Origin of the sequence: Bartonella sp. HY328, assembly GCF_025449335.1 — a bacterium.
In the GTDB taxonomy this organism is placed as follows: Bacteria; Pseudomonadota; Alphaproteobacteria; order Rhizobiales; family Rhizobiaceae; genus HY038.
In genome coordinates, this window is record NZ_CP104884.1 from 42,038 (window position 1) to 56,878 (window position 14,841).

Consider the following 14,841-nt stretch of genomic DNA (forward strand, 5'->3'; position numbering starts at 1 on the left):
TTTTCCAAACAACCGCTTGCCAAAGCGGTTGTTTTATCAAAACTTAGTCTTGCGGCGAAGGCTGCCATTTACCTGGAAATCTATCAAAATCAGAGCAACCGCTTAAGGTGATGCCATCATTTTCTATTTTTATTTCACATTGCGAAGAAAAATTAGTTTCCCTAACTTTGAAATAGAGAATATTGTTTTTGATATGCCAAGCACCAAGTTCGCTGCATCCAAGATCGAGAAGACGGCGATTGTCTATAAGCGGCCCATAAAGTGAATCACAAAACCTAAGCACATCAGGTTCAAAGCAAATCTCATAGCGCTTTCTGAGCTCTTGCTTTTCAAAAATGCGCTGCTCATAGCATATACCCTCTGGGCTTAATGGAAAGTCGGCCGCATTGGTTTGCCCTGTGATAAACAAAACGGCCAACAGAAAAATAGCTTGTCTAAAACAATAATATAACAATTTCATTTATTCACCTTGTGGCTTTAAGCGTTCTAACGCATCATGCGCGTTAGCGGCACTCAAAGTTACAGCAATTTCATAATCCTTGATTGCCATTAATCATGCGGAGATTAGTTGAAACTGCCAACTTGCTTCTCAAGCCTAATTATTAAACAAATAATAAAAAACCACTATTACTTTCAATTGCAATAACGGACTCAATTTTTCTTCTAATAAATAAGTTTATACATTATTTAAACTTAAACGGGCCCCAATTCATTTCAACAGCAATGACAAGTGCTACAGCAGCAATCAATCCCCAAACGATGACCAATGGCATAATAAATTTAACCCATTTGGTAAAAGATACTTGCGTTGTGGCAAGAATTGCCATCAAAACTCCTGATGTTGGATTAATACAATTAACAACACCCTCACCAAAGATAACTGCTTGCACTGTAGTTTGGCGGGTAATGCCCAACACGTCGCCAATAGGCGTGAATACAGGAATAAGAACAGCAGATTCACCTGAGCCAGATGAAATGAAAAAATGCATAATCATCGCACTTGCATACATGCCAATAGCTGTCATAGAGCGTGGCAATTCGTCAAGAAGACCAACAGCATGGTAAACAATTGTATCCAAGATCAAACCTTGATCAAGAATAATCGCTATAGCACGGGCAAGACCAACCACAAAAGCGCCGCCCACTAATTGACCACAGCCTTTTAAAAAGCTTGATGCAATAGCATCCGCCCGCATTTTGGAAATAATTCCAACGCCAATTGCCATGATAATAAACATGGCAAGCATTTCTTTTTCGCTCCAGCTTAATTTTACGGCACCGGCAATAAAAATGCCAAGACATAATGCGGTAAAGCCTAAAGCAAGTAGCTTAGAGCCTTTCATAAAATCTGAGCCTTAACATAGGATAATGCTTTTACCCTGTGGAAAAATATATCGCTCATAACGGCGTGATATAAAATTAACGCGTTAATTGTCGGCCTATTCGAAAGATATATAATTTTAGCAATTACTAATAAAAATTTTTAATTTTTAAATTGTTGCATTATCATTTTATTATATTAATAGGTAAAACTATATAAATATTAGGAATGAGTGCATGAATACCGCAAATACTTTTAAACAAAAGGCTAAAACAAATTTTTTTAAGTTGTTTTATGGGGCATCCCTAATTGTTTTAAGTAAGAGCTTTGCATTTGGTGCTTATATTGGTGCTACTGATACAATAACAGTTTCACCTACAGGAAATACATCAACACCTTGGGTGGTTAACGAAAATTTAGATATAGATGGGACGTTAAAGGTTGGAACAAGCTCAGCAGATACTGGTATTGTTAACCTCAATGCAACTTTCATATCTGGGATAAATTCGCCCGCTTCTATCACTGTAACGGGTATAGGCTCGCAAATTAATATTAGCGACGCCCTTTATTTAGGCTGGGCTGCTGCTGGCAATAGTACCACAATGTCTATTTTAGATGGTGGTTATGTACAAGCAAAATATGGCCAAATTGGTGTATTAACTGGCTCTTCTGGACATCTTACAATTTCTGACGCTGGATCAAAACTTGAAATAAGTGGCAGCAGCAATGATTTTTGGATTGGTAGCCAAGGTAATGGCCGCCTTGATATTGTTAATGGTGGTGAGCTGCAATTTAGCAATACGGATCAAAATATAATTGTTGGTCGCGAAGCTGGTATTACCGGTACAGTTAATATTGATGGCGAAGGATCTTTATTAAACGTTAATAATGCAAATATTTTGGTTGCACAAAGTGGCACTGGTATATTCAATGTCGATAATAATGGTGCGGTTTTTGTACAAAATTTCTACTCCGCACAAGAGGTTGGTGCCAATGCGCAAATCAATTTAGATAATGGCGCACAGTTTAATGCGACTGGCGGGGCAGCTATTTCAATTGCCGGCCAAACCACTTTTACTCTTAATAATGCAAGTGTTTTTTCAACCGCGAATGATTTAATTTTTGCGGTAAATGATGGCAGTTCTGCAAGTGTCGATATTGCTGGTGATGGTTCTGTTGTAGCTTCTGCAACTAATATTTATATAGCAAAAGCTGGCACGGCAAGCGTAACCCTTCACGATAATGCAACGCTAAAAGCACAAGATACTATTTATATGGCAGCAGAAGGTGCGTCTTCTGCAAGTTTAAATATTGGTGCAAAAGCCGGTGATGCGGCAATTGCTCCTGGAATTGTTGATACGCCAAACATTAATCTTGGCAATGCAACACTTAATTTTAATCATAATGCTACAGATTATATTTTTAATGCCCAATTAACTTCAGCTGCAACGAGCATTGCTAAGGGAACGATAAATCAGTTTTCTGGTCGCACTAAACTTACAGCAGATAGTAGCAATTTTATTGGTGAAACAAATATCACCGGTGGATCGCTTGTGGTAAATGGTCAATTAGGTGGCACACTTGACATTACTGCAGATGGCACGCTTGAAGGCTTGGGCATTGTTGGCAGCACTGTCAATAATGGCACAATTAAGCCAGGCGACAATAATATCGGCTTGCTGACAATTAATGGCGATTATACAAGCACAAGAGGCAAAATAATTTTTGATACGGTGCTTGGTCTTGATGATTCAGCCACTGACTTTTTGCATATTACCGGTAATGCAAGCGGTGCAACAAGCGTTTATGTCATCAATCGTGATGGATTGGGTGCGCTAACCACAGGTAATGGTATTCAACTTATCCAAGTTGACGGCACATCTCAAACAAGCAATTTCACAATGGTTGGTGATTATAGTTTTGAAGGAAGAGTGGCTGTTGCAGCCGGCGCTTATGCCTATTCACTTTATGCAGGAAATTTGGCAGGTGATTTTGCTGGCGATTGGTATTTACGTTCTCTTTATACTACTCCAGAACCAAAACCTGAACCCAAACCAGAACCTAAGCCCCAACCAGAGCCAGAACCAAAACCCGAGCCTCAACCAAAGCCAGTTTTAACGCCGGTCTATTCACCAACAGTACCGATATATGAAATTTATCCGCAAATTCTACAGCGTTTAAATAATTTAGGCACGCTTGAACAACGCGTAGGCAATCGCCAATGGCTTTTGTCAAATAGCGAGGAAAATTTTGCCGCAACAACTGAAGGTCGTGGCTTTTGGATGAGAGCAGAGGGATTAACTGGCCATGTTAATTCCCATGTAAGTAAAACAAAATCAAATTATGATATTGATTTGTTAAAAATGCAGCTTGGCTTAGATTTTTATAATCAAAGCTTTTCTAACGGCAAACTGATTGGCGGCGTTTATTTCCAATATGGCAACGCAAAAGCTGACATTTCTTCGCGTTTTGGCGCAGGCGATATTAAAACGACAGGATATGGCTTTGGCGGTACCCTCACATGGTATGGCAATAATGAAGTTTACATCGACAGTGTTGCTCAACTTATGTGGTTTGATAGCGATCTGCGCTCTAAATGGTTGCCAAATCAAAAATTGGCAAATGGCAACCACGGCAATGGCTACAGTCTAAGCATTGAAACTGGTAAAAAAATCGCTTTGAACAATCAATGGACGATTACGCCGCAAGCACAACTATCCTATAATAGCGTGGATTTTAATAGTTTTTCGGATAAGTATCAAGGCTATGTACAAAGCCATGACGGTGATGCTTTAACCGCAAGGCTAGGTATGTCATTTGATCATACAAAAGTTTGGCAATCATCAACTGGCGACATACGTCGTTTAAAAGCCTATGCTATTGGTAATCTTTATTACGATTTCTTAAATGGCACTGAAATCAGTGTGACAAAGGTTTATTTCCGCAATCGCACAGATCGGTTTTGGGGTGGTTTGGGCACTGGCTTAAGCTATAATTGGAAAGATGATAGCTATTCCATTTATGGGGAAGTTGATGGCCGTACCAGCTTTAGCGATTTTGGCAATAGCTACACGTTTAACGCCACCTTAGGATTTAGATCAAAGTTCTAATCAGTGTTAAATTTTGCTAATAAACGCATTGTTAAAGACTTAAAACACGTATTTATTGGTTTACTGAATAAAAAAACTTAAACCGTTAGTTTTAATCTGGCGGTTTTTATAAATTTTTTGTAGTTTACAAAACTTTTTTTAATATTTACTGTGATTTTGGAAAGAGGCTGCTGTATTAAGCCGCTCTTTTTTCTATACAACTTTATATAGCGTAGTTTACTGTTTCTAAAGCGATAATATATCATTTTTTAAAAATAATAAGTAAGACCATGAAAAGAATAGCTCCCATAATTAACGTAATAACATTGGCTATAACAATAATTTCACTCATTTCATATTTTACCAAAACTGAAAAAAGTAGAATTTTATACCAAAAGGCAACAGAACAAGGCGATCCTTCGGCACAGTATCAGCTTGGTTCTTCCTATCGATATGGTTTTGGTGAAAAAAAAAGAGATGGTGCAGAAGCACTAAAATGGTTTGAATTAGCAGCCAACCAAGGACATATCGGTGCGCAAAGAAGTTTAGGCATGATGTATTTATTAGGCGAAGATATAAAAATTGACACCGCCAAAGGATTAAAATGGTTGGAACGTGCTGCAAATCAAAACGATAGCAATAGCCAATATTTTTTAGCAACCATATATGAAGAAGGTAAGCGGGTGCCAGTTGATAAAAAACTTGCCTTAAAATGGTTAGAACGAGCCGCCGAGCAAAAACTTATTGATTCACAACGTTTTATACAACGTATTAACGAAAATAGTGATGACCCAATAAAACACGATGCAGAGGCGATAAAATTGCTAACACGTGCGTCCGAACAAGGCAGCGAAAGAGCTAAAACAATTTTAGACCAATTAAAGTAAAAGCGCATTGTAATAGGTCATTCGCCTAAAATTTAAGGTAAATGATAAAACTTTTTGGCTTTTTCGTATGCTTGGTGGTACTTATCGCGTTCGTTATTTTTGTTCAATAAACTGAAAAGCGTCTTCATCTCAGCACATTGCGACAAATTACCGATTTCGTAACATTTTTCGTCCATTGGAGTAAGATTAGCTAAATAGCCAAATAGAAAAAGACTTTCAGCCGGATTATTTTCCATATCATCTACCAATAAAGACGATATATCGTGGCCTGCCAAGTATTGTTCAATAACATTTCTAGAATAAGCCCGAATATCTTCGGGTAATTCAACCAATTTATGACATTGTGAAAAGACTATGTAATCAGCTTTTTGCGGATTTTCACACTGCAAGGTAATTTCTTGTCCCTTTTGGTAATCATGGCTTTGGCTCATACCCAATTCGCTAAGATAGGCCTTAGCAATAACAATTTCATTATTGAATGTAGTTAATTCAAAATATGTAATGTCTTTATTAGCCTTTACGCTTTTAAGATAATGTGCCGTAATATTAACAACCGCGAAATCATATTTCCCTCTTGGCGTCTCATCATGTGCGAGACTTTGAACCAATTCATCCAAAGTAAAGCTATAATTTGGAGTTAATACACCTGGAATATAAAAAAGATGAGATCCCAAACCCGGAGTATCTTGCGAAGAGCGTATACTATCATCAACTAATGCCGTTAAAAAATCGCGAACTTTATCATTGCTGATGATATTGCTATCCGCAGCATGAGTGGCAGAGCTTTCATCGTTAGGAATATCGCTAGCAAAACCATTATTAGGTAAAGATGACACTATAAAGCCAACCAAAAGTACTAAACGAATATAATATCTCATAACCACTCCAAATAGTGAATTAAAATGTGGTTTTATGGTTCTATATGATAATATAACATATACTATAGCATAATCATTAAAAATAAAGCGTTTGATAATTAGCCTATAAATCCCGCCACATTGCCATTTTAACATGAATTAACGTTGAATATCATTGTTTATTGCTTTTTGTTTTTTAATTAACCAACAGTAAATCGCACCGATAAAAAAGCCCATAATTATGAATAATATTGCTAAGAAAACCGAAATTTCTTCTAAAGCAAAATTTTGATTTCGCCTATCAGTAAAAAGCCAAATTAAAATGGGTAATAAACTTACCATGTTAACCAGTGCCACATAGAAAATTATTGTTCCAAGGCTACGATCTTCCCTAATAGCTTGAAAGCCAAACTGCTTAACAGTAAAAAATACCAAGACATGAATACCAATTAAATATAATTCAACCGCTATAACAGCAATTAAGAGCATCAAAATGCAGGAAACGAGGATATCTGTTTCATGCCAACGGTAACCCGAAATTTCCCATAAAAGCCATATAATAAGAGTAGCAATAAATGGAGCTGTCCCTAAAAATATACTTAAAACATATGATTTTATATTCGCTTCCATATATTTCCCCTACTAAAGCGCCAAATTAAATTAGTATTTTAAATCAACAAAATATTTTGTTGCAAATATGGTTTGCGTAAAACAAACTCGCTACAAGTTTTAAATCTAAAGTGTCACATTTTATACGATGATCAAAAAATAGCAAAGCTGGCAACGCTTAAGAGAAATAATTCTCGGCGCTAAATGGACAGGGCGCAACATAAAGGCGGTGTTTTACAAAGCGTTAGGAAAATAAGTAAAGTATTTTCAAGCTAGAAAGTTATTTAAACTTAATGATTTTTTTTGGCACTAATTTTCCATTGCGAAATATTATATTTTTACAGATTACCAATTTTTGTTTTGAACGAAATTAAATATTTGAGGTATAAAATGACAAAGAAAAAATTTCTATTATATGTTTTACCTATTTTTATATGTTCTAACGCTTACGCAATTGATTTTAGCTTAGAACTTAAGGTTAATCCGTCCTATACGGACTGTTCGATAGATGAATCTTCACCCACAAAGAGATTGATTGATTCAGTATTTAAAAAAATATAATTGAGTTAGAAAATAATGGAATATCTGCAAATATTATAGAAACGTCCATGATGCGATGTAGTTATAACTGGGAAACAAAGCTTCTACAGTGGCATGTATATGATAAAAAACATTATCATCTATTGCTAGAATATTTAAACAAAAATTTTAAAAATTTAGAATCGCCTATTGATGTATTTCCGTTGACTATAAAGCCAAAAAAATATATTTATGATATACCGCGCTATCCTTGTAAGATATTTTATAAATCTATAAAAAATAATAGACTATATGTTGGAATGTGTGAAGAAAAAACAGGTGAGATTATTATAAGATATAACCTGATTGATTTAAGGTGAGGTTTTGTTTGTTTGGTCTTTAACTATAGGTGATAAAGATATTTATCATGCGATAAGCATCGCTAAACTTTAATATACGCATAATAATTGTAAAAAATATGCGACAGACTATTGCGGCAAACAAAAAGGTTTTTTATAAAAAACGATACCAATTAGCATTTTAAAATATATAATTGATAATAGCTTATGGTAAAGCCATAGTTAAACAATTATTTCATATTCTCCGATTAAATTTGAGTAATAGCGTTTTACCTATCAAGATAGGCTTGGTTGTAATGGCTTGCTATGCCATTTTGCGCTCGATATTGGCTTGGTAGAATATTTTTTTTCGATTTAAAAATTTTGCTAAAATGGCTTAGATTTTCATAGCCGACAGCAAGGGCAGCTTCTGTCACCGAATAGTCGTTTAATAAAAGTTCTGCTGCGGTTTCAATTCGTGTTTCAATGAGATGCGCGTGAACTGAGCGACCAATAGTCAAACGAAATGCTTCCTTTAACCTTCGTGTATTCAAGCCAACTTGTTTGGCAAGACGGCTAATGCTCCAATCAAAGCCACAATTATTTTCAATAAGGTGTAAAGCTTGGGTAAGCTTTTGTTTTTCTCGCTGGTTTAAGGCTTTTAACGCACTGCCTTTGTTAGCATTTTCAGCAATTTTCAAGGCGATACTTAAGGCTTCAATTGCCTTGCTATAAAGATAGATATCGCGCAATTGCCCATTTTGTAAATTGCAGTTTAAAATAGATAAAATAATTGGATATAATTCTTCCGAGTTCGGCAAAGGTACTAAAAACACCTTTTGATCGGGGCGGCTATGGCCATCAATTAGCGAGCCGGCAAAGCGGGCAAGTGAGATGCCCCCTAATTTTTCTAATATGGATTTGCCATAGCGAATATCCACCACAAAAAGCCGCGCATTTTTCCGCAAAATATCCCTACCATGGCAAAAACCATCACTTGCAAATAGCACTGCTTTACCATGGGAAAGCTCGAAGGGATCTGCGCCATCAACACATAGCGTTCCCTTACCATGTAAGAAAAACGACAAGGAAAAGGTCGATGGGCCAGAGGCTTCTAAAATTACATCGTGCTTGGGCGTGCCATCCAATGAATAGATGAGAATATCACTTTCGCGGCTTTGATATAAAGACTGGTGTTGCCAAACAGTGTCATCGGTTAAGAGGTTGCTGTTCCAATCACTTTCCCCATTGACCACAATATTAAACGGCGTTTCAATATCGCAATCAATTGCTGGATTCAACGAACTGCTCATCAATTTAGTCCTATTTGCGTTATTTTTAGTACCATTTGTGTTAGCGCATCATGCCATAACTTGATTAATGTAATCAAGTTATTTGCGAAGTTATGTCATCAAAAGTGAGAAATCTAATGCGTTCAATCTTAAAGCCTGCTGGTCATTTGTCCCTTGGCTTTTGTCTTGCTGCTTTATCAACAAGTTTCGTTATGGCTCAGCAAAACACAAATGGGCATGAAAGTGCCAACAGCAGCACAACGCTTGATACGATTGTTATTACCTCTGCTAAGCGTGCCCAAAATATTGAAACTTATGATGGCGCAATCTCGGCCATTGATAGCAAGACTTTGCAGGAAAAAGGCATTAAAACCGTTGATGACTTGCAAAAGGTCTTGCCAGATTTTTACGCAACAACGCGCGGTAATCGCATTTATAGCAATTATACTATTCGCGGCCTTTATTCGGCGGATTATTTTAACCCTTCTGTACAGGTTTATGTCGATGGCACACCGCAATTACCTTCGGTTTTGTCACAAAATTTAAATAATGTTGAAAGGGTTGAATTTTTACGTGGGCCACAGGGGAGTCTTTATGGCGGCAATGCCTTTGGCGGGGTTATCAATATTATTACCAAAAAACCAACCAAAAATAGCTTTTATATCGCTGGCACAGGCTCACCACAAGTACCATCAGCAGAATTGGGTGGCACTTTAGTGTTACTGCCCGACCAAGTATTTTTAGACTTTGCTGGTAATTATTCTTATTTTTCGGGCGATATTAATGATCGCACGACGGGGGATAAACGCATCAATGGTTCAAATACTGGTTTTGGGCGTTTTGGTCTACGTTTTACGCCAACCGACAAAAATTTTGATATCAGCCTTAACTACTCCAAAGAGCGTTTAAAATCCCATGAGGAGCTTTATGTTAAAAGCAAGGACATCAAAGACCGCATTTATGAAAGTGGCTTTTATGGTGATAGGCCTCTTTTACGCCGCGATGTTACCAATATGTCTGCTACAATCAACGCTTATTTGGGAGATTTTACCCTAAGCTCGATCACATCATATCAGCGAAGTGATGTTACGCGAGATTTTTCAGCTGGTTTTGGTACCAGATATCTCTTTCCGCAAGATGATGCATTATTTAGCCAAGAACTGCGTTTAAATTATGAAAGCAGTAAAATAAGCGCGCTTGCGGGTCTTTGGTACAGCTATGACAATTTTAAAGGAAGTAAAAACACTATTGCACCTTATTATGGTGATGCGCGTAATCACGTGCGTAGTTATAGTAGTGCAGCCTTTGGTGAGCTAACCTATCATGCCACCGATAAACTTGATTTAACTGGTGGTTTGCGGATCAGCTATGATAAATCGAAAATTGATGCAATACGCCTTGATAGCTATCAAACTGGCATGGGTTATGATTTTAGCAATCAAGCCAGCTTCACCAGCTATCAGCCAAAATTTAGTATTGGCTATCAATTGAATGATTATACACGGCTATTTTCAGTTATTTCCAAGGGCTATAAGCCGGGTAATTTTAACCATAGCATTAGCACCTTATTAGATGCCAATCCTTATGAACCTGAAAAAGCTTGGAACTATGAAGTTGGCTTGCGGTCAAGCCTTTTTGATAATAGTTTGGATATAGCCCTTTCGCTTTATCATATTCGTTCAAATGATAAACAAATCTATGTTGGGCTCATCGGCCAGCAATATATTCGCAATGTTGGCAAGGCCAATAGCACTGGTATCGAATTTGAAACGCAGTGGCGTGCAACAAACCGCCTTACTCTCATGGCTAATGCTTCGCTTGGACGGTTTAAATTTACCGACTTTACCGATCTCGATAGTGGATTTAAATATGATGGCAAGCAAATTCCTTATGCGCCTAAATTCAAGGGCAATATCAACTTGGCTTATATTGTAAGTGAAGATTTATTGAATGGTGTTTTAACCGCCAATATTGCTGCCCATTATAATTCCAAGGTTTATTTTGATGAAGCAAATAAAATTGGGCAAAATGGCTTTGCCACATTTGATGCAAGTTTGGATTTTGCAACAGTTAACGACATTACCGCAAGGCTGTTTATCGAAAATATAGCCGATAAGAGCTATAAAACCTATGCTTATGATAATGGTTTGTTTGAAATGGCAACTCTTGGCAACGGCCGCAGCTATGGTCTTAGTCTGCGTAAGGAATTTTGATGTAACGGCGATAATTAGCGCTTTTTACTTAAATAATTCCTTGTCCTTGCCATCTCAAGAATGATTGTTTCATGTCAAACTTCTTTGCGCATAAATCTGTTTTTCCTATCGTTGTAGCTGCGGGTGGTATTTACACGGCACAAAGTGTTGTTGGCGGCCTAACCTTTATGGGCTTGCCTGCCTATCTACGGGCACAAAATATCCCCCTTGATCAGATAGGTGCGGTTTCACTTATCATGCTAATTTGGGTTGTTAAATTTTTTTGGTCATCATGGATTGAAAATCTTCGCATTGGACCAAATGGCCAACGCTTTTCACGCCTTATAATAGTTATAGCCGAATGGGCAACCGTCATTTGCCTGCTAGCTCTTGGCAGCTTTCAAAATATTTCGGTTGTTTTACTTGTCCTTGGCATTATTGCCGCTATTTCAGCAACGGCTGATATTGCGTGTGATGCTTTTTTAATTGAGCAGTTAAGCGCTAAAAAATATGGCATTGGCAATATTGCCCAAGTTGGCGGTGGCTATTTGGGAATGATTTTTGGTGGCGGACTATTTTTATGGATTTGCGATCAATGGGACTGGCAAAAGGGCTGCATTATTTTGGCAGTTTTAATTGCTTTATTATCGCTACCGATGATGCTCACCAAAGAACCAGCAGTGATAAATTCAACTCCTTTGCAAAAGCCAAGCTTATTAAAGGCATTAACTAGGCCCAATATGGTTTTAGGGCTTTTTATTGTTATTGCTTTTGAAATGGCAGGGCGGATTACACAATCCCTTATTGGCCCATTTTTGGTAGATGCACATATTCCGCTTAGTATGGTGGGGTTAATTAATGGCGTCGGCGGCGTTGTTGCTGGTATTAGTGGCGCGTTAGCTGGCGGTGCAATTGCGCAAAGACTTGGAGGCTGCAAAGCCATGCGCCTTGTTGCGGCATTGCAAATATTACTGCTTTCTTTAATTGCCTGCCTTGTTTTAAGCCAAGTTTATACGGTGCCATTGATTGTTGGTATTTTCATGCTTGAAAGTGCATTAATGGCGGCAGGCTTTGTTACAAGTTATTCGCGCTTGATGCAATTAGTCTCAAAAGACCAACCTGGTGTTGATTTTACCCTTTTTCAAAGCGCAAGTGCACTCACAGCCGCTATATTTGGGGTAATTTCTGGCTTGCTTGCGCAATATTTTGGCTATGGCGGCTCGTTTCTTTTGGCAGCCTGTTTAGCTTGTTTAACGCCGTTTATTTTAAAAAAATTAGAAAACCATATCGATAAGGACATGCAATCATGACAAAACCCCATGCAGTGATTATTGGTGCAGGTGTTGCAGGACTTAGCGCCGCTTGGTGGCTTAACAAAGCTGGATGGCGCAGTACGATTGTCGAACGTGCCAGCCATTTACGTAGCAAAGGCTATATGATGGGGCTTTCTGGCCTTGGCTATGAAACGCTCAAAAAAATGGGGCTTTTTGAGCGCTTAAATGCAGTTTCCTATAAAATTGATGAAAATATTTATAAAAATAGCAAAGGTAAAGAAATCTTGCGCTTGCGCTATCAAGATTTTATCGCTGATTTGCCCTATCTTGCCATTAGACGCAGTGACCTTGTCATGGCGCTTGCGGATATTTTACCCAGTAGTGCTGATTTACGCCTTAATAGTACTATAGAGGATATTAAAGATAGTTGTGATCGCTATGACGTAAAACTCAATAATGGTGATTGTATAAGCGCGGATATTATTCTTGGCTGTGATGGTTTTCGCTCCAGTTTACGCCAAAAATATTTTGATCAAAATGACAAATGCCTACAACCGCTTGGCTATTATTTTGCCGTTTATGACATTGATCACGCAAAAACCTTTGATCATGATTTTCTCTCTTATGTTGAACCCGCCCACCTTGCCGAATATTATGGCTTGCATGATGGTAACCTTGCTGCGATGCATGTTTGGCGCGATAATCGGGAAAATTTGCAAAAAGAAATGGACCCTTATCAAATATTGGCAAAAGTTGCCCAAAATAGCAATCAAGAGGTACGCGATTTATTAACCAAAGCACAACAGCAAAAAGCCCCTCTATTGATTGACAGCCTCACCATGGTTGATTTGCCCAAATGGTATAATAAAAATATGCTGTTGCTGGGAGATGCTGCCCATTGTCTCACTCTCATTTCAGGACAGGGAGCTGGCATGGCTTTAGCCTCAGTAGAAATGCTAAGCAATGCATTGTTGCAATATGGCGATATCAACCATGCTTTTGCCCATCACGATCAGCAATTAAGACCTATTATTAATCGTTTGCAGGCGCGAAGTCGCAAAATGGCGCCGATGTTTGTACCTAATAACCCCATTACATTCCATTTGCGCAATATTGCACTTAAATTAATGCCTAAATCTTGGTTAGGGCATTATTTCACCAATGCCATCAAGGCGGAAATAGCGCTAACCCAAAACCAATGCATAAAATAGCGTTAAAAGCCAAATAAGGGCTATTCAAACATATTTGAATAGCCCTTATTTGTTTTTATTTGATCTTATTAAAACAGTTAATGAGAACAGCTGGTCATAGCCGTTTGCAGATTATGCTAGATGGAACACGGGTTTTAGCTTGCAACATCCAAAGCTTGTTATAATATTTATGGAGTTGCAGCACAGTAAAAGCAGTGAGATTTTAGAGCGTTTTCCGAAAACCGCTTCACACTATTCGGAAAACGCTCTAATTCAGCCACCGAGTTTCTCCATATGATACAAAGGTGCAATTTAGCAGGCTTAGTCAACAGGTTTTAATTGTTATTTTTTTTATAAATTCCGCTTAATGAAAACTCGGAGCCAGGTAAGCATTTACCTAGATCAATTACTGATAAATACGCACCGTAACGATAGAATTTATATTCACAAATTGGATTTTCGCTCTTTATTTTATATGCCACTATCATATTCTAAAATTCCATCAGCATTATAATTTCGTAAATTATTGTCATTATTAAACTTAAAAGAACTGGAACCAAACATATGCAATTTTTCATCGATGATCTTCAAATCAATATTTAAATAGCGATACTCATCATCAGAAATCCAATTTCCCGATAATTCTTTATCAGCATATTTTCTATTCTTAATTGATGATAAATCCCCCGTCTTTACCCAACCAGAGATATATTTGCTGTCATTAATTTTATACATAAAACATGTAAATTTTTTATATTGAATACCGGCTAAAACAACATCATTGGCAATTAGATATTTATTTGTAATACAATTATCGGGGCAAGTTTTAGTGTCGTTAATCGAGTTATATATAAATGTTTTTTTGTTTATTCGTTTTAGATCGCCATTATTATTGTTAACAAATGAGGTTACATCACTACAAATAGACATGATATGTTTATATTGTTTTTCGGTAACTTCTTGCGCATATGTTTCATAAATATTTAAAGTAAAAAAAAATATTAAAATATATTTCATATTTTTACCTCTAACCGTTATTTAAAATTTTCAGCTGTGGAAATATATTGTTTATATTTTATTTATAAATCACTATTTTTAAAATTCTTAACAAAAATGCTTCTTTAATAAAAATTAAAACGTATTTTTCTTTTTCCCATTCATTTTTTCAAATGGTACAAATATTGTGTAAAATACGGTTTTGTTTTTCGAACTAACAGTTGGCCCCACAATAGGTTTTCAATTCTCTTGTTGTACTAAGCGTAAACGACAGTGA

11 protein-coding genes are annotated in these 14,841 nt (G+C 37.2%); 5 read left to right on the forward strand and 6 right to left on the reverse strand.

The features are described from left to right. Positions 1-43: 43 nt before the first annotated feature. Positions 44-460: a hypothetical protein gene (locus N5852_RS13700; protein WP_262099942.1), complete on the reverse strand. Its 417-nt coding sequence runs from the start codon at positions 458-460 to the stop codon at positions 44-46. A 223-nt stretch (positions 461-683) separates the two neighbouring features. Then, positions 684-1,343, reverse strand: coding sequence for a hypothetical protein (locus N5852_RS13705; protein ID WP_262099943.1), 660 nt, complete (start codon positions 1,341-1,343; stop codon positions 684-686). 214 nt (positions 1,344-1,557) lie between these two features. Here N5852_RS13705 and N5852_RS13710 point away from each other — a divergent pair, with 214 nt between their 5' ends. Next, entirely contained in the window at positions 1,558-4,431 is a 2,874-nt protein-coding gene (locus tag N5852_RS13710) for an autotransporter family protein (RefSeq protein ID WP_262099944.1), read from the forward strand. Positions 4,432-4,736: 305 nt separating this feature from the next. Beyond that, positions 4,737-5,297, forward strand: coding sequence for a tetratricopeptide repeat protein (locus tag N5852_RS13715; protein WP_262099945.1), 561 nt, complete (start codon positions 4,737-4,739; stop codon positions 5,295-5,297). Positions 5,298-5,329: 32 nt separating this feature from the next. Here N5852_RS13715 and N5852_RS13720 read toward each other — a convergent pair whose 3' ends face one another. From N5852_RS13720 to N5852_RS13730, 3 genes are all read right to left on the reverse strand, one after another. After that, positions 5,330-6,175 carry a hypothetical protein gene (locus N5852_RS13720; RefSeq protein ID WP_262099946.1) on the reverse strand — a complete coding sequence of 282 codons (846 nt, stop codon included), beginning with the start codon at positions 6,173-6,175 and terminating at the stop codon, positions 5,330-5,332. A gap of 138 nt (positions 6,176-6,313) precedes the next feature. Further along, on the reverse strand, positions 6,314-6,784 hold the full coding sequence (locus tag N5852_RS13725; RefSeq protein ID WP_262099947.1) for a hypothetical protein: 471 nt from the start codon (positions 6,782-6,784) through the stop codon (positions 6,314-6,316). A gap of 1,126 nt (positions 6,785-7,910) precedes the next feature. Continuing rightward, on the reverse strand, positions 7,911-8,933 hold the full coding sequence (locus N5852_RS13730; RefSeq protein WP_262099948.1) for a helix-turn-helix transcriptional regulator: 1,023 nt from the start codon (positions 8,931-8,933) through the stop codon (positions 7,911-7,913). A gap of 116 nt (positions 8,934-9,049) precedes the next feature. Here N5852_RS13730 and N5852_RS13735 point away from each other — a divergent pair, with 116 nt between their 5' ends. The 3 genes from N5852_RS13735 to N5852_RS13745 all read left to right on the forward strand — a co-directional run bounded on the left by N5852_RS13735 (position 9,050) and on the right by N5852_RS13745 (position 13,589). Beyond that, the gene (locus N5852_RS13735) at positions 9,050-11,125 is read left to right on the forward strand and encodes a TonB-dependent receptor (RefSeq protein WP_262099949.1); all 2,076 of its coding nucleotides are present in this window, start codon (positions 9,050-9,052) and stop codon (positions 11,123-11,125) included. A gap of 71 nt (positions 11,126-11,196) precedes the next feature. Beyond that, a complete protein-coding gene (locus N5852_RS13740) occupies positions 11,197-12,414 on the forward strand; it encodes an MFS transporter (protein ID WP_262099950.1) in 1,218 nt (405 codons plus the stop codon). Next, entirely contained in the window at positions 12,411-13,589 is a 1,179-nt protein-coding gene (locus tag N5852_RS13745; protein ID WP_262099951.1) for an FAD-dependent oxidoreductase, read from the forward strand. The genes N5852_RS13740 and N5852_RS13745 overlap by 4 nt, the downstream gene beginning before the upstream one ends. Before the next feature lie 450 nt (positions 13,590-14,039). On the opposite strand, the gene N5852_RS13750 is transcribed toward N5852_RS13745, so the two are convergent. Beyond that, on the reverse strand, positions 14,040-14,585 hold the full coding sequence (locus tag N5852_RS13750) for a hypothetical protein (protein WP_262099952.1): 546 nt from the start codon (positions 14,583-14,585) through the stop codon (positions 14,040-14,042). Positions 14,586-14,841: the final 256 nt, after the last annotated feature.

What these genes read in the sequence shown, in the direction of transcription:
- N5852_RS13700 (WP_262099942.1), bottom strand. Translation starts at nt 460, where the DNA reads ATGAAATTGTTATATTATTGTTTTAGACAAGCTATTTTTCTGTTGGCC.
- N5852_RS13710 (WP_262099944.1), top strand. Translation starts at nt 1,558, where the DNA reads ATGAATACCGCAAATACTTTTAAACAAAAGGCTAAAACAAATTTTTTT.
- N5852_RS13740 (WP_262099950.1), top strand. Translation starts at nt 11,197, where the DNA reads ATGTCAAACTTCTTTGCGCATAAATCTGTTTTTCCTATCGTTGTAGCT.
- N5852_RS13725 (WP_262099947.1), bottom strand. Translation starts at nt 6,784, where the DNA reads ATGGAAGCGAATATAAAATCATATGTTTTAAGTATATTTTTAGGGACA.
- N5852_RS13735 (WP_262099949.1), top strand. Translation starts at nt 9,050, where the DNA reads ATGCGTTCAATCTTAAAGCCTGCTGGTCATTTGTCCCTTGGCTTTTGT.
- N5852_RS13745 (WP_262099951.1), top strand. Translation starts at nt 12,411, where the DNA reads ATGACAAAACCCCATGCAGTGATTATTGGTGCAGGTGTTGCAGGACTT.
- N5852_RS13750 (WP_262099952.1), bottom strand. Translation starts at nt 14,585, where the DNA reads ATGAAATATATTTTAATATTTTTTTTTACTTTAAATATTTATGAAACA.
- N5852_RS13730 (WP_262099948.1), bottom strand. Translation starts at nt 8,933, where the DNA reads ATGAGCAGTTCGTTGAATCCAGCAATTGATTGCGATATTGAAACGCCG.
- N5852_RS13705 (WP_262099943.1), bottom strand. Translation starts at nt 1,343, where the DNA reads ATGAAAGGCTCTAAGCTACTTGCTTTAGGCTTTACCGCATTATGTCTT.
- N5852_RS13720 (WP_262099946.1), bottom strand. Translation starts at nt 6,175, where the DNA reads ATGAGATATTATATTCGTTTAGTACTTTTGGTTGGCTTTATAGTGTCA.